Raw genomic sequence first — 17,169 nt, forward strand, 5'->3', positions numbered from 1 at the left:
TTTATTGAGTTGCTATTTTAGCAGTTTACTACAATGACCGAACGGCCAATTTTTTACTATTCCCGGTCGGTGTTAGTTTTGCTCAGATGGTTTGGATACAGTTCAATTCCAGTAAATAACAGATGTGACGTTATTCGCCTCAAGCAAGGTTAAGAATCTCTGTAATGCTGCTTGTGTCCTTATGTGTGGCTGCTTACATTAGAGCAGGATTTAAGTACAATTAAGCTGAATTCACAGTTAGTACCTTTATGAGAAAACCTGCACTCTCATAAAAACAGAATCGTATTTATATCGTATTTATATTTATACCCAGATAAGATAAGCTGCTACGCATTTAACTTATATATTTATTTAGCATTGATTAATGGTTACAATTCTTGTCTCTTCTTCCCTCTGACTTCTTCCTTGCTATTTGTCCTAGAAAAGCTAGGTTTGATTAGATTCAGCTAGGTGTTTTACCAGAAATGATATAAGATAAAAAATTCAAGGTATTTTAGACAATGCAAAACCCTCTCAACTAAAAAGAAGAGAGGTTTTAATTACAATCATTTATTTGTAAAGAACTAGCTATTAGACATCATAGCGATGCTGATAGTAATCCAGGATCTGCTTTACCCATTGCCTGGTTTGCAAATTAGAATTTGAACTATAGTCAATCCATAAACCATAGACTTGGCTTTGGTTGTAGTCAAATTCTTGGGAAGTTTGAGGAATTAATTCTACTTCTATGCCAGTAACAGTTCCTAAATGAGCCGCAATCTCTCTGTAGACTGTCAAAGGTAAACCAGCAAATACAACTTTTTCCCTTGTATTCATATTTTCACTTACCCTGTAAAAAATCTCTTTAAAGAACAAAGGAATGAATTACAGTTAACCTACCACGATTAAATATTATCTATCAGGCTTAACTAAAGTTCCATCTTTAATTGCCTTTCAGTTAATAGTTTAAAACGAAGAAATCTAGAAGTAAATTTATGAAGCCCCAATAGATGTAGATTTTGGTAACGGTGGTAATGTTGAAACAGAATTTTCTGTAGAAGCCGTGGCTGGTTCACTCGCTCCCATAGCTGCCTCTCCAACCATTCTCGCTACTTCAATACCATATTGTTCTAAAACAACAACTGGCTCGGAACCTTCGTTCATTTCAATTCTTTTAACAAGTAGTCCACTTGCTAATCTTTGTCCCGCTTGAACGTAGCGACTAGTCGGTTCGCTGGGTACTTTAATGATTGCTTGAGGACGATTTCCTACTTGAATTACACCCGAAACTAAAACAGCTTGAGCTAACTTCGGTTGTGGTGGCGGTGGTAAAACAGATGCGAGATCTGGTTGTGGTATTACCCCAGGCAACACTTTGGGTACAACTGGAACTGAAGCTGCGCGACCCGGATTCAGGTTAGAATTAGGTTTTTTTACTATTGTTGGGGGTTTTTTTGGAATAGCCCTGCCCGAACTGGAATTTCTGACAGTATTTCTTGAACTTCCTCCGGTAGTAGCAGAAATGACTGCACTGCGGGGACGTCGTCTAGATGCAATTCTTCTACTAGAAGACGGTAAAGGAGGCAATACAGGAACGGCTTTTTTCGGCTTGTTTATAGTAGAACCTTCAGGCTTTTTAGTCGCAAACTTTACAGGAGCTATGATACCTTCAAATGGGTCGCTACGCCCTTTAGATACTACTCCCACTCGCTCTGTAGGATTAGTCGGTTGAATTAAAGTCGAAGGAGCCTTTGCAACAGTAGGACTTTGCGTAGCTGGCACCACCGGATCTTTAAAGTTTTCAGTCTTGCCTTGGTTATTTTCAGCCGTTTCGTTGGGGGCGGGAGCAACAGTCTCTACTTGTTCCTCTTCACCAGAACACCCGGCGATCGCCAAAGCAAAAATAGATGCAATTGTGATTGTTAAACGTCTACCCATTAGCCATTCTCAAGAGAAGACAGATAATTTTGAATAAATGAAATCAATTTGATTGAAAGTTTTATCAAAAGTGAAATCTGATACAGTTATAACCTAATTTTTTCAGATTGAGAATTATTTTATACAGCGTTATAGATGTTTCACTAATCCTCTGCTGAAACCATTAGGTGTTTGAGGGAATTAAGCCCTTTTTTGACTCTACGAGAAACTGTAACTACGCTGATACCAAGTCTTTCAGCCACTTGCTTTTGCGTTAAATCGTGTAAAAATACAAATTCCAAAACTTGACGAGTACGATTTTCTAGCTGAAGTAACGCTTGTTGCAAGCGTAATTGGTCTTCTTGTGCGAGTTGAAAGCTACGGTAGCTATGATCGGGAACCAACTCTGCCAAACTAGCCGAACCCTCGTCTCCATCGTATACAGGTACATCTAAGCTTAAAGGAGCGCGATTTACCCAGGCTAATTTAATTTCTTGCCATTCTTCAAGAGAAATAGACAATGCTGCGGCTACTTCCGAGTCGGTAGGCTGACGATTATATTTTTCTCGCAAAGAACGAGAAACTCCTGCCGACTGCTGCTGTATTGCCAGCCAACGCCTTGGTATTCTTACAGTCACACCTTTATCTCGGAGGTAATGCTGAATTTCACCGCGAATATATGGAATTGCAAAGGAACTAAAGGCATGACCTTTAGAGATATCAAATCTTTCAATAGCACGAATTAAGCCCAGACAACCGACTTGTAGTAAGTCATCGAAACTTTCGTGGCATTGATTTATCCAGTAGTAAGCCTCTTTTCTCACAAGTCCAAAATTAAGCTTTACCAGTTTGTTACGAACTTCGGCTGACTGAGATTGCTGATATTCTCGCAATAACTGCCAAATTTCATGCTTCAGTTCTTTCGTGAGTAAGGTAGTGGACATGACACCTTGATGATTAATAAATAAGTATTTAAATTAGATAATTGTTACTGCAAAAGATGCACGAAAAGCGTATTTATACTGAGCTAGTCGCGAGCGTATCCTCCGCTATTGAGGATCAATAACGGTTGATTATTAGACTATGAATTGCAAGGGCTGATTGAAAGAACGGGTTTTAAAGCAGTAGGGCAATCAAATAATGCAACCTAATACAATAGCTAGTTTGATTTCCGTATCGCAGAAGATTTCCAGAGGGATAGTTGAAAGTTCCGATGGCGCTTGGGCGCTGGTTCAAATTCAATCTGCTGGAAAATTATTGGCATATTAAAGATAGCTATTTGCATCTTTTATTTATGTGGTAGCTGATAGCCTATATATAAAAAAATATACAATTATGATAGGAAATTGAAACCGAATTATTACGTAATTTGTTTTCTTAGAATTCTGGTTAAATTACGGGTAAAAGCTGCGGCAAAATAATCGAGTAGTTTAATAAATAATTTATAAGGGAGAAAGTACTTATTTAAAAAAAATTATTCAAGAAGATAATAAATAAAAAATTTACACAAAGCTATATAAATAGATGATTTAAAAAGCTGCTATAAAAAAAGCGAGATTATATAAATTTTGGCTAAAGCCATGCTTATCATGCTCAATCAAGAGTCTTCAGTAGAGAATAAGCAATAATAAAAGCTCTACTAATTCATAAAAAAAGGGCTTTTCGCCCTTTAAATTTATGAAATCAATCAGCAATTACTATGGAAGCTGCCTAAGTTCAAATCTCATTAATTGAAACAGTAAATTTAGGGAAATTATGATACTGGCTCAACACGAGCGTAGAATAAACCGCGAACTTTTACATCTAGAGCTTCACCTGCACCTAAGTCAGTATCCGAAGGCTGATCGCTGACAAAAGTACCAGCAATTTCACCGGTCTCACTATCAACTTTTGCAACATTCAAAGAAATATGACCGTTACCACTCTCCACACGCTTAACGTTAGCGCGTCTTAATTCTTCACTGTCTGCTTGAGAAGGTAAAGCTACTGCATTATCGTAACCGCTAGCAACACCACGACCTTTAGGATCTAAGAAAGTTGCACCACGATAAGAAGGAACTTTAAAATCTCCTTCAAAATCAGTTGAAGTATTAATGCTAGTTAAATCGGGTTGTGTTTGAGCAACTAAGTCCTTTACGGTAAACAAGAAAGGAACTTGTTCTCCACCGGGAAGTTGTACGGTAATAGCTTGGAAGTCAAAACCATCTTTCTCTTCAAAAGTTAAGCTACCATCTTGGTTAACTTTCAAATCTCCTTGAATTTGGTCGAGAGATGAAGTTTTACGAGTCAACTGTCTCGCACCAATAAATTCTGCTTCTTGTCTTTTGTTGAGGGGTTCTTCTTTAACAAAGTAAGCGGTAGGTTCAATGCAAAGTTCTTTAATTTGGTACGATTGGCTCGAATCGATGGCGATGGAACCACGACTGGTTTCAGAAAGCAGAGGACATTTATTCGCTAAGCCAGTACCTCTAATATCTTCATAGGTAAGTAAATCTCTAGCATCACCACTAGCCATATCCGAACCGTCGCTGCAAGCTGTCAATAAGCCCAACAATACAGCCATTAACCCAGCAATTAAAGCGCGATACTTCATAATTAACCTCAATGTCAAAAATTATTATTCTTAGTTGTTAAACCAAAAAACGATTGCGTAGTTTAACGTTTCCGATTATCAAGCTTAGAGTAACTACTCTAGCTTCTATGCTTTGCCATTTTTAAGTCTCTAATTCATAATATTTCGAGACAAACAATCACCAAAAGTTAAAGGTCAAAAATTATTCTTGACCCTTACCTTTCAAACTTAAAAATCCCATCAAGAACTTTGTTAAGTCACATGAAAGGTGCAAGATTCCAGAAAATACAAAAGTAAACTAACTTTTATATAACATCCCAACCACCATCTTGATAAGATACTTGTCAAAAATTAAATCGAGCCTAAGCAAGGTAGTTTTATAATTCGCAGTTGGCTAATTCAAGCTAGCACGAAGACGCAAAGTAAATATTTTTTATAGTTATGTTATGACTGAAAATTTTGTAGTTCTCCTTCAAAAACGCTTAGTATGAAATTTTGTATTTGAGTCAGTCTCATTCTCTCACAACTTTGTAAATTAATGTTCCGCCCAAACAGAGAATATTAAAAAACAATCTACCTTTGATAGTGTCTTAATTCTCAAATGCACTTCACTATCTATTTTCTATACATTTCTTAACATTACTACAAAATATTTAAAGATTAGACTATATAAATTTGCATTAAAAGGATTATTTTTGTAGCGGGGGTTGACAAAGTAACGCTTATATATTGCAAATGTCTTGTATCTTAATACTAAGTGACTTCGTAGAGAAAATGTTTCAAAATATTAAGATAGCTGTTGCATAATATAATTTAATCGCAATTAAAATATTTATCGTTGCCGATCATATTTTGAATATACCGTCTTCACTATTTAACGCTGTCGTTGCTATAGTTATCCAAAGTTAGGATGATTAATATGCGATCGATAAAGTTGATTCAATAATTAAATAACAATATTATGAGTAACGGCAAAAGTCCCGATTCCGATAAATTATCTTACAAATTACAAGAAATCACAGATGCAATTCACGAATATTCTGTTCTTTCTCAAGGGGATATTTTAGAAATTTTGGCATTGCTCAGACAGTTAGAAAAATTGCATAGACAAGTAAGAGACGGTATTTTTCAAGAAAACTTGCCATCAAATCGTCAGGCACTATACTCTCTGTTAAAAGATATTGAAGCAGAAGGAGGATGGCCTTATATTGAACGTATGAGGATTCAAAATTTAATGGTGAATTTAGAAACTATTGCCGAAGAAGAAAGCTAAAATTAAATTTATTTGTTAATTCCTCAAGATTTGATCGCGCTTTTGATGAGGATTTTCTAAAAGCTTAAGTGATACCCTTACAAAGCTTGCGATCGCGTCCATCAACATTACGGTTGTACTGGAGATAATTACCTACCCAGTGACAACCCTTTGCTAGCAAGTATTTAAGGTCTAAATTCCATAAAACTATTGTATTATCGTCGCTAGCGGATGCTAAAGTCTTACCATCAGGACTAAAGCTAACATCTAAAACAGGTGCTTGATGTTTGCTAAGGGTTTTGATTAATTTTCCTTCACTACTCCAAAGTTTGACAGTGCTATCCCAACTAGCAGCAGCGACAATCTCTCCATTGGGACTGAAAGCAACACCACTAACGCTATCGCCATAACCTTTTAATAAAGTTTTTAGTAAAGTTCCATCCCAACGCCATAATCTAACAGTATTGTCCCAACTAGCAGAAGCAAGCAAGTTATCGCTGGGACTAAAACTCACACCTAAAACCCATCCGGAGTGAGGTAAAAATGTTTTTAGCAGCACACCATCTCGTCGCCACAATTTTACAGTTTGGTCGTCAGAACCAGAAGCTAAAAATTGAGAATCAGTGCTAAAACGAACGCTGTTTACCCTTCCTTGATGACCTTTTAAAGTTTTAAGCAGTTTTCCTTGTTGATTCCATAGTTTTACAGTCTCATCCTTACTGGCTGATGCGAGTAACTTACCATCGGGACTAAAACTAATACTCGTTATACTGTCACTATGTCCTTTGAGAGTTTTAAGTAATTGCCCGTCTTGCTGCCAAAGTTTTATCGTTTTGTCGTAGCTTGCCGATGCTAGTATTGCAGCTTTGGGGTTAAAGCTAACGCTTGTGACTCGATCGGAATGCCCCAATAAAGTTTTGTAAAGACGGGTTTTGAATTCATTATTCTTACGTTGTCGCTGCCAAAGTTTTACGGTGCGATCGCGACTGCTGGAAGCTAAAATGTTACTATTATGACTCCAGGCAACACTTAGAACCCGATCGGAATGTCCTTGTAAAACAGGTAATTTGGGAGGATTTAAACTCCAAAGTTTGACACTTTTGTCATAACTTGCCGATGCCAAGAATTTATCGTCGGGGCTGAATGATACGCTTACTACAGCATCACTATGACCTTTAAAAGTTTTAAGTACCTTACCAGTACTAATATCAGTAAGATTAATAGTATTGTCATCTCCTGCTGAAGCCAGCTTTTCGCCTTTTGAATCAAAATTCAGACTCCAAATCGTACCGGTGTGATGCTCTAAATTTTTATAAGCACGATATATAAAACTGTTTTCACCGTCTTTTTGTTCGCGTCGCCACAGTTTCACAACCCCATTTCTACCAGCAGAGGCTAATATTTTGCTGTCTGGACTAAAGTTAACAACAGTTATGCCTTCTTGATGACCGGGTAAAGTAGTTATTAAACGACCATTTCTACTCCATATTTTCACGGTATTATCATCGCTGGCAGAAGCAATAAACTGACCGTCAGGGCTAAAAGTTACCCAATTAACCCAACCTTGATGTCCCCGAAGAATTTTTAATAATTTACCGTCTCTGTGCCAGATTTTTACAGTTTCGTCTTTGCTGCCAGTGACTAATAATTCACCATCGGGGCTAAAGCTAACTTTATCAACCCAATCACCATGATTCAAAGTTGTTGCGGGTTGCCAATCAAATTCTCCCGTTGCGGGATTCTTGCGCCATATTTTTACAGTTTTATCGCGACTTGCAGAAGCAAGCAGGCTGCCATCGGGACTAAAAGTCAAACTGGTAATACTTTCCTCATGTGCTTTTAAAGTTTGTAACAAACTACCATTAGTACGCCATATTTTCACATTTCGATCTCGACTACCCGACGCTAATAAATTACCATCGGGACTAAAAGCAACATCCCAAACAATATCTGAATGTCCTTCTAAACGGTTTACTTCGGATACTCCATAAACTGCTTGTTGTAAAGCCGTAACAACTCGCATCCGAGTATCCGGTTGAATTCCATGCCCCCTTTTTAACTTTCTCCAAGCACGTAAACTTTCAACTAAAGCATCAAACTCTTTGTTGGAAGCAAACAAAGCTTCAGAAGCGGCAGTGATGGCACCAATTTTGAAGTTGTTTTCGCTACGCTCGGCGCGTAAACTTTGACTAATGGCAGCTTTCTTTTGCAAATCAGCTTGCCACCACAAACCTCCAATCGTCGAGGACATAACTGCTAGAGCGAAACCAGCTAGACGTGCTTCTCGGAGTCGCCGTTGAAGCATAGAATTGAGCTTTTGCTGCGATAATTTTTGAGCTACTTCTGCCTTAGTTTTTTCAAAGCGGATTTTTTCTAGTTCGGCAATAATTCCATAGTCATTACGAACGCGAATGGGTTTAACTAGATAATCGTGAACTAACTGATAACGCTCTCCAGACTCTTGAAGAACTCGCAATACTAAACCGCTTCCTACAAGGATTTCTAAAATCAACTCTAAGGTACTGACATTGTAGGAATGCATAAAGCGATCCTGAGTTTCTTCATCATTACTAGCGCGAGATTGGTCAAAGTTTGTAGAGAAAGCAGAACCAGAAGTTTGATTCATATTAATTAAAAAATTATCTGGTTGAGAGCTTTCTGCTTCTTCCTTGTAGGTATCTTGTTCTTTAAAAATAGCCGTAACCAACTCTGCCTTAGTTTTAAGAGGTCGCGTACCCTTTTCATCAGTTAATTCAAACAGTAATTTCCAGCTTAATTGTTCGTTTTCTTGACCGCAATCGTAAATAACTTTTTCTAACCAGTGTTGGACTAACTTCTCAGAACCACCACTGCGTTGATATTCTCCTAATGTAGTAATATTTTGTGCTTCTAATTGAGCGCCGACAATTTGTAGCTCTATAGGATGTACTTGGCGAGTTTCTCCCGCCAAATCTGTGACTAATTTGTTAATTAATTCATCACTTAATTGGTAATGAGAGCGTTCTGTCAAACTATGGATAATACTATTAGCATCTTGGCAAGTAAACTTGCCTAAGTAGTAGCGGATATTCTTATCAAGAATATTTTTATTGATTACTCCTAAATCATGCGATTCTTCTGGCTCTAAGTAGCTTAAACGCTCGAATTCTAATAAATAATGCAGATAATCTTCCCGCAATGAAAGAATAATTTTAACAAAGGGAATATTCAGACATTTATTAAAAAATTTGTAAAATTCAATTCTTTGAGGCGTATCCTGTTTGACAAAGAAAAACTCTTCTAACTGGTCAAAAATCAAAATTACAGTGTAATTATTTTCTGCTAGCAGCCGTAGTTTTTCTAAAATTACTTCAACTGTGATGTCTATCGCTAACGATATAGAAGTACGAGCAATAACCTGATTTAAACTACGACCTAAAGCTGTGATCCAATCAGTATAAACAGATAGAACAATCGGTAAAGCCATGCGTTCCCCAATTGCATTTTGTTTTAATGCTGGAACTAGCCCTGCTTTGATAATTGAGCTTTTACCTACCCCAGAAGGACCGTGAACAACTGTGAGTTTACAGTCGGCACGAGTCATTTTTGCCAACAAATTATGTACATCTTGGTGCCTCCCCGAAGCAGCAATTTCTTGAGCAACTTGATCGGGAGTAGATGAAATTTTTTGCGGCTGTAAAACTGGATTAATTCTATAGCGCTGTGGCTGCAATTGACTAGCACCGATAAAAGCGCGAAATCCGTACTGATGTTCAATCTGAATCTTTTCTCGTTTAAGTTTAAAAGCTTCTAAGTAGTCGTGACGTTCGCAGAAATAAAGCGAGCGCAATTCTTCAACAATTTCTAGGTATAAAGATGGTTCGTATTGAGCTTCGCAAACAACTTTAGCCCATTCCAAAGTATTGACAGCTTCGTCCCATTCACCCAAATTTCGTAAAGTACGTCCTAGTAATAACAGATACCAACTTTCTTGTTGGCGGGATACTTCTGGAACTTCCTCTGCAATTGAAAGAGCTGTATTTGCTAATTCATGTGCTTGCACCCAATCAGATTTAGAAGTAGCTACAACACATAGAAATCCATAATCTTGAGCCACTAAGGTTTTATTACCTTCGGAGGAATGCAACTGCAAAGAATAGGAAGCTAACTGTGATAAATCATCCCACTGCTGCAACCGTTCAAGCACCTCACAGGCTGGAAAGATAAATTTGGCACTCAAATCTTTTCTGTTGGTTTTTTCAAATATATCTAAGCATTGCTTAAACCAATTCAAAGCATTTTGCCAAAAGCTAATATTGGCAGCAGGTTGTAAGTCTGCCAAGCGTCGGTAACAAAGTCCCAGATGGAACATGACTACAGCTTGACGTATGAGAGAGAAGAGGGGGGGATGAGTAGAAGAGAAATCACTATTGTTTGTTTCCTGTTCCTTATTGCCAATTAGGGCAGATAAAGAATTACTTTTTATTTCTTCTTCCCACAGTTCTAGACTGCGCTGGTAATGGCATAGAGCTGCGTCAATGTTGTCGTTGACGTAGTTATCGCGTCCGAGAACAAATTCTAAACTTGCTTCTAGTTGCGGTTCGAGCTTGATTTCATAAAGCCGAAGCAAATCGTTACGGGCGGATTCAATTTCTCGACGCTGCTGCGATTTTGGATCTAAAAGTAAAGCAGCATTAGATAAAAACTTTTGCGCTCCTGCATCTATAACCTTGTCAAACAAAGCTTGTGTCTGCTGTTGGATAAGAGTGACTAAATCCGGAGCAGCCATTTCAAATTTAATTGTCGTTGCTGCCCAACTTTTGAAATCGGGGGCAAATCGTGACAGTGATGTTCCAACTTCATCTTTAAGCCACAAAACTATGGGAAAAGAAAAAGTATCGGCATATATATCTCGTGCTTGATTAATCCCGGTGAGTAAATCTTCTAAGTTAGTTACTGACTCTAAGCCAAATACCATTACTGCTGTCGGCAAGCAATCTGTCTTTACAGCAGGTATATCCAAAAATAGTTCCGAGACTATGGTGTTGTGTAAAGTGGTGGTTGATGGAGATAGAAATACCTCCCGTAAATTTACATCTTTGGTTTGCGAGCGAATATTGTCTAATACTTGCTTGCACAACTCCGTGTAATTACACCGCACAAGAATCAGAGAAAATTGACCTCTTGATAGTGCAATTGCCCGGATTAATCTTTTCAAGGAATGCTGATTAGAAATAGCGATATCCGTGAGATTTGTATTTTCGCTCATAGCTGCAAAATTTTTATTTGAGGTTGTGTCACGAGATGGAACCTAAAAAATGGGGCAGGCTTGAAAACAAATTAATTAGTTTTTTCCCGGCGTTTACAATATACAAGTCTGTCCTTTTTCTCAGATTAGAGTCTAAAGCCCCATTTTTTTTGCGGAAATTGTAGATCAATTCGATTTGAAATTTAAAACTTGGGATTTTAGATTAACAGCAGCGATAAAAATATGCAGCTTGCTTTAATCTAAGAATCCAGCAGACAATCCGATGATGTTTCGTAAAATTTGAGTTTGCTTGTTTTCACCCGGAAGAGTGCGGCTAAGTCCGGCAGAAAAATATTTTTCTTGACCAAATTTGATTAATTATTCTAATTAATGCTTTCAATTAAAAATTTTCAACAATAAATCTTGGATAAGATTTTTAATTCATTGTTGGTTGATTTTTTCTGACTAAATTACTTAAAAATTTTGCTTTCAAGCTTCTCTTTTTCACTTTTTACATTCATGAAAAAGCTTAAAACAAGCTTTGACGCAAATAATGAATATTCAATCAGCAATATTTAGTAATTAATATTAGTCTTAAGAAAAAGTTGCTGGAATCTTGTATTCAGAATTTTCCCAACTGAGGACTTTTTCAGTTTCCGATAGTGCCGGACTAATACCGAACCAGCGTCCCTTAACATCTCGATATTCAAAAACAAACATACTTCTCAGCAATCTCTGATATTCAGATTCACCTTTAACAGTTTGCTGATTCACAACTTCATAAAGCAATTGCCACTCTTCGTCATCGATAGCTAGAAGTAAATCATCGCGATAATCTTTGATGACTGCTTCTAAACAAGAACGCTCGAAGGGAGGATCTTGCCGTTGCAAACAACTGTAAAGCAATCCCAATAAATTACGAATATGACCGCCACTGACTCTACACAAACGGTCTAAAGTTTCCGAACTATCGAATATTTCATTAATTAATCTCAACCTGATGTCCGGTGCAGCTTCTGGAAATGCTCTGGCTAACACTAACTGACGTAAAAGAGTCATTCCCGGTTTGCAGTCGTCACCATCCCTTTGACGTACCAACACCATCGGCAGCACTTTAGGCGCAATACCACCACCCAAACGATTTTTCAACGTTTCGTATTCACCAGAAAAAATCAACGCCAATGGAATTGTATAAACCACATGACATTTAAGCCGACGTAACTGTTCGCCCCTGTCAATAAACAAATATTCCGGTTGCGATCGTCCTGATGGCATCGGGCGCATATCAACTCTATCCAAGTTGTCAATAATTACAACTAATCCTTTTTGTCCCCTCAACTGTAGCTGTTTGGTAGCTTTGTCCAACACCTCTTCATTAATCGCTTGCAAAATGCTGTTGGTACGAGGTTCAAGATATTGTCTAAGCTGGGAGCGCAACTGCGGACTATCTTTGGCTTTAGCACTGATTTTGGCAATACCTAGGGAAAATTCAGCTTCTGCGGAAATATCTATTGGAGTTTGCAGAAATTCTCCTATTTCTTTGAATAAATTACTAAAATAACCAGGCTTTAACTTAATGTTAATTTCTTCTAAACTGGCGCTAACTTGGCGGGCTACACTCAACAAAATATCGCTGACATCTATATCCGCCATGTCCAAATCCTGGCTGGACTCAAAATAAACTACATGAAATCCGGATTGTTCTAATTCTGCTTTGAGACGCTGTAGCTCAGTTGACTTACCGCAGCCAATATGACCTGTAAATAATTGACAGGTAGGTTCATCGGGGGAAATACGGACAATTGTTCGTTGCAGTTCTTCTACTATTTTGCAACCCCTTACTTCGGAAAAATCTATGTAGTACTTTCTATCGGAATCGTCGCCTATAACCAGAGTTCTACTAGGATTACAGGCTTTAAAAAACTTTGACAAATTTAGTTTAGTTTTCATGTAGATGCAGTTCATATAAGTATCAACCATCAACTCAAGCACTGCTTGCGCTTGTTTTGCTTGGGTTTCAAGCAAATTTGAAGCTCTGGTCAATTATTTTTCCCTGATGCTGGAGAACACGTATTTGTATTGTTATAGCGGCATCGGCAAACTTTTGACAAAAATACGTGGCTTCAACTATAACTCTTTTGTATCAAACCGCTTAGTTACTTTTAGTATAAAAAGCCGCTTTATACAAAAACTTGTTTTGCACTTAAGTATTAATTGTAGCAAATCATGCATATCATTTTTCAGAGGAAACGTCAAGCTGCTTTGAGTATATATACTATTTCTTTCTGAGAAGAAATAAGTTAATGTTAGTCTTCGATACAGTAAAGCTTAGCCATGTATAATTGGGGATTTAATTATCGACCAATAATTTAACTGTCAAAAAAACGATATGCGTTTAGCTATTAATGGTTTGGGTAGCATACTGATAATTTTGCCATCATATTTTCGTATTATTTGTAGCCCTTTGACTTGAAAATAAATGTCGCTCTAAAGTAAAAAGACTACATTAGGCATAACCAAAATATAAATTGTCCGGTCGTCAAAAAAAAATCTCAATAAAGCCTATAACTATAGTGTTATTGCTTACTATAAGCAATACGTCAACAGGTAAATTTATTACTGGTGAAGACATTACAGTAAAGTCAAATTATGGTTCATATGTACTTTAGATTGGCAGTGCTTTTGCTATAAGGCACTTACGAATAATAAAATCTCCTACCGTTGTTATCAGCCCCAAAGGTGATGCTCCACATCTTAAGTTTTGTCCGGAATATTGATAAAACGGTGGGACATTTGATTTTTTGGATCTCACAAGAGTGAATATCCCTGAAAAGCTTTAGGAGAAATGCAATTTTTTTGCTTGTCCATTAAAAAAAATTTGACTTCAAATAATTTATTCATCTTCATTCAACAACTTCAACTCCAATCTTGCACGAAGAGGTTTAAATGCCGGAAATATTATCAGTTTCCTCCACCGACTTAGAAGTACGTCGCGAAAAACTACGCCGTAACAGACAAATACAAATTATTAGTGCGATTTGGCGTAGCTTCGCCATTACAGGGCTGGCGGTTGGTTTGCTGTGGTTTTTGATTCAACCAATATGGGTACTCAAAAGCCAGAAAGATATTACTGTTTCCGGAAATCATTTGCTTTCTGATGAAGCGATACAGTCAAAAATAAAATTATCTTATCCCAAGTCTTTGTGGCGGGTTGAACCAAGTAGTTTGAGCGCCTCTTTAAAGCAGCAACCAGGTATTACACGAGCATCCGTAACTCGCAGGGTGTTTCCACCGGGATTAAAAGTTGAGGTATCTGAAATCATCCCAGTGGCAATTACTCAAACTCCTGGCAGTGTTAATTCTAATGCTAAAAAACCAATTCGTGGATTAGTGGACATAAATGGTGCTTGGGTGTCCTTAGAAAACTACAAATCAATTCGAGAAGATGAATTACCACTACTAGAACTAATTGGTGAATTAAAACAGTGCCGTCCTTTTTGGAAACAGCTTTATCAAGCAGTAAGCAAAAGTTCAGTTGCTGTGATGCAAGTTGATTGCCGAGACCCAAATAATATAATTTTAAGAACAGAATTAGGTTTGGTGCATATTGGAAATCCTGCATCTAAGTTACCTGAAAAGATTAAACTATTAGCAAAAATCCGTCGTTTACCAGCACAAGTAAATATGAATCAAATTGAGTTTATAGATTTATCTAATACAGAGACTATATTGGTACAGATGAACCATAAAACAGTGCAAATTAATTCTCAAAATAATTAAAAACCAACTATTGGACGCGAATGTATAAAATACTCCTGGTTTATTAATAAGATTTATGCTGATAAATATATATTAATGATTGTTGTTTTAGGAGCGACCAATAGCACAATTGATTTGGCTTTGGGTTCATCGTATTCTTTGCCGAAAATAATCAAAAACCTTCCCTTGGGGAGTATAAACTCTTTTGATGTTGTAGTTACGCTTAAGTTCAAGGGTGCAAGATGTAAGACAATTAGCAGATGATGGCGTTCCCAGCCAAAAATAGGCGTTCCTTGAAGAGCCTACGATAATATATAGGATTTACCGTTAACAGCAAACGGACGCGTCATCCTCGCCTATGCAAACAGTTATACAAAAAGAAAGTAAAGTTAGGAGTTACAAACTTCTTTTGCATGAAGATAATTTATGTTCTCATAACTTGCAATACTTTTTGATAAAAGAATGTTACCCCATCATCTACACACTTACGTCAGTGTTTTACTTGTTTAATTAATTTCAGTGTTTCCAAAAAAAACCAGTATTTATGGCTACAAACAAACAAAAACAAACACTATTAGTTGTAAAATTGATGACCAATATACATTAAAAATAACAAGGAGGAGCAAGCAAGCATATATGAAGCTAATAACAAGTAAAGATAGTAAAGTCAGCTTTGACTTATGCAGTTCTTTCTTTAAGTAAATATTAAGTATACTTCTTTAGAATTAGTTGTCGGTCGCGCTCATATTGGCGATTGCCAATCAAAATACGCTTCGCGCTCTCAATCCTGCGCCTGATTGGAGAATTTAACAAAATAGTAATAACATTCTTGAGCGCAAATCCCACAAGAGTGTTTATCTAGAGTTGACGCGAGCGGGTAGATCGCACCCTAATATAGAACCTTAAAATAATGGGCAGGCTTGGTAAATTAGTAAATTCGGGTAGCCAAGTGGCATCTTTCAAAAAGCCTGCACATTATTTTTGCGGAAATTGTGACCCCTAAAAGTCGTTTATCTGAATGCACGTAAATCCAATGACACTTGATAATAACCAAGGGCTTACTTATAAAAACTCGCAGTCTCCCGGACAGCAAGGAATCTCGCTAGCAGGAATCAGTACCAATAACCCTTTTGGTCATTCTGGGCTCAGTTTGGGTCAAAACGGCGATAATAACCATTCTCCTGATGAAAACCCTGTTGGGGATATTATTCCTGGCAGAGTCGCCAATATTAAAGTAATTGGTGTCGGTGGTGGTGGCGGGAATGCCGTCAACCGGATGATTGCTTCGGATTTGAGTGGAGTCGAATTTTGGTCAATTAACACCGATGCTCAAGCTTTAACGATGGCTGCGGCTCCTTGTCGCTTGCAAATCGGACAAAAGCTAACGCGCGGTTTGGGTGCAGGTGGTAATCCTGCCATCGGTCAAAAAGCAGCAGAAGAATCGAGAGATGAAATTGCTACGGCTTTAGAAGGAGCCGATTTAGTATTTATTACTGCTGGGATGGGAGGCGGTACCGGTACAGGTGCGGCATCGGTTGTTGCTGAAGTCGCCAAAGAAATGGGTGCCTTAACAGTCGGTGTAGTTACTCGTCCGTTCGTATTTGAAGGTCGCCGCCGGACTACTCAAGCAGAGCAAGGCGTTGAAGCTTTGAAAAGCCGTGTAGATACTTTAATAATCATTCCCAATAATAAACTTTTGGAAGTGATTCCCGAGCAAACACCCGTACAAGAAGCTTTCCGTTATGCAGATGATGTATTGCGCCAAGGTGTACAAGGCATATCCGATATCATTACAATTCCGGGTTTAGTTAACGTTGACTTTGCCGACGTGCGAGCCGTGATGGCAGATGCTGGTTCTGCTTTGATGGGAATTGGTATTGGTTCTGGCAAGTCCCGTTCTCGGGAAGCCGCAATCGCCGCAATTTCTTCGCCTTTACTAGAATGTTCTATTGAAGGTGCTAGGGGTGTTGTATTCAATATCACTGGTGGTAGCGATTTGACTTTACATGAAGTGAATGCAGCCGCAGAAGCAATTTATGAAGTTGTAGATCCCAATGCCAATATTATTTTTGGGGCAGTGATTGATGACAGGCTGGAAGGAGAAGTGAGAATTACCGTAATTGCTACCGGCTTTACTGGTGAAATTCAAGAAAGGCAACAGCAAAGTGCAACTCCTAACAATCGAGTGGTTACTCCCCAAACACCACAGCAACGGCGACAGATGCCACAACCATCATCAACAGGTGCTAATTCTCCCAAACAACCCCAAGCCGAACCAAAACAAAAACCCGGATTGGAGATTCCTCCATTTCTGCAAAAACGCCGTAATCCCAATAACTAGCAGTATAGGTATCGGAAAACGGGGGCTTTCGAGTATTCTTTCAATTCATTGCCTCCCATAATTCCAGTATTTATCTTTCGGGGAGATCCGCAGAAAACTACTGTTAACAAAAAAGGTCTCAA

General features: G+C 38.0%; 10 protein-coding genes. 4 read left to right on the top strand and 6 right to left on the bottom strand.

All coding sequences use genetic code 11. The features are described from left to right. Nucleotides 1-570: 570 nt before the first annotated feature. The 3 genes from RIV7116_RS04655 to RIV7116_RS04665 form a co-directional block, all read right to left on the bottom strand. Nucleotides 571-816: a hypothetical protein gene (locus RIV7116_RS04655; RefSeq protein ID WP_015117111.1), complete on the bottom strand. Its 246-nt coding sequence runs from the start codon at nt 814-816 to the stop codon at nt 571-573. A 156-nt stretch (nt 817-972) separates the two neighbouring features. Continuing rightward, nucleotides 973-1,917: a hypothetical protein gene (locus RIV7116_RS04660; RefSeq protein WP_015117112.1), complete on the bottom strand. Its 945-nt coding sequence runs from the start codon at nt 1,915-1,917 to the stop codon at nt 973-975. A gap of 143 nt (nt 1,918-2,060) precedes the next feature. After that, nucleotides 2,061-2,840, bottom strand: coding sequence for an RNA polymerase sigma factor SigF (locus RIV7116_RS04665; RefSeq protein WP_015117113.1), 780 nt, complete (start codon nt 2,838-2,840; stop codon nt 2,061-2,063). Nucleotides 2,841-3,036: 196 nt separating this feature from the next. Here RIV7116_RS04665 and RIV7116_RS37340 point away from each other — a divergent pair, with 196 nt between their 5' ends. Beyond that, complete coding sequence (locus RIV7116_RS37340) at nt 3,037-3,165, top strand: hypothetical protein (RefSeq protein ID WP_015117114.1); 129 nt, start codon at nt 3,037-3,039, stop codon at nt 3,163-3,165. 484 nt (nt 3,166-3,649) lie between these two features. Here the strand turns inward: RIV7116_RS37340 and RIV7116_RS04670 are convergent, their stop codons facing one another. Beyond that, entirely contained in the window at nt 3,650-4,489 is an 840-nt protein-coding gene (locus RIV7116_RS04670) for a photosystem II manganese-stabilizing polypeptide (protein ID WP_015117115.1), read from the bottom strand. Between the two features lie 940 nt (nt 4,490-5,429). Between RIV7116_RS04670 and RIV7116_RS04675 the strand changes: the two genes are divergently transcribed. Continuing rightward, nucleotides 5,430-5,741 (top strand): hypothetical protein, encoded by a 312-nt coding sequence (locus tag RIV7116_RS04675; RefSeq protein ID WP_015117116.1) that lies wholly within the window; start codon nt 5,430-5,432, stop codon nt 5,739-5,741. Between the two features lie 64 nt (nt 5,742-5,805). Here RIV7116_RS04675 and RIV7116_RS04680 read toward each other — a convergent pair whose 3' ends face one another. After that, a complete protein-coding gene (locus tag RIV7116_RS04680) occupies nt 5,806-10,968 on the bottom strand; it encodes a hypothetical protein (RefSeq protein WP_015117117.1) in 5,163 nt (1,720 codons plus the stop codon). Between the two features lie 573 nt (nt 10,969-11,541). Further along, nucleotides 11,542-12,897 carry an ATP-binding protein gene (locus tag RIV7116_RS04685; RefSeq protein WP_044291502.1) on the bottom strand — a complete coding sequence of 452 codons (1,356 nt, stop codon included), beginning with the start codon at nt 12,895-12,897 and terminating at the stop codon, nt 11,542-11,544. Between the two features lie 996 nt (nt 12,898-13,893). Here RIV7116_RS04685 and RIV7116_RS04690 point away from each other — a divergent pair. Both RIV7116_RS04690 and ftsZ read left to right on the top strand, forming a co-directional pair. Continuing rightward, on the top strand, nt 13,894-14,727 hold the full coding sequence (locus RIV7116_RS04690; RefSeq protein WP_015117119.1) for a cell division protein FtsQ/DivIB: 834 nt from the start codon (nt 13,894-13,896) through the stop codon (nt 14,725-14,727). A gap of 1,012 nt (nt 14,728-15,739) precedes the next feature. Beyond that, a complete protein-coding gene (gene ftsZ, locus RIV7116_RS04695; protein WP_083894116.1) occupies nt 15,740-17,047 on the top strand; it encodes a cell division protein FtsZ in 1,308 nt (435 codons plus the stop codon). The last annotated feature ends 122 nt before the right edge of the window (nt 17,048-17,169 follow it).

The sequence above is a fragment of the Rivularia sp. PCC 7116 genome (assembly GCF_000316665.1).
GTDB lineage: Bacteria > Cyanobacteriota > Cyanobacteriia > Cyanobacteriales > Nostocaceae > Rivularia.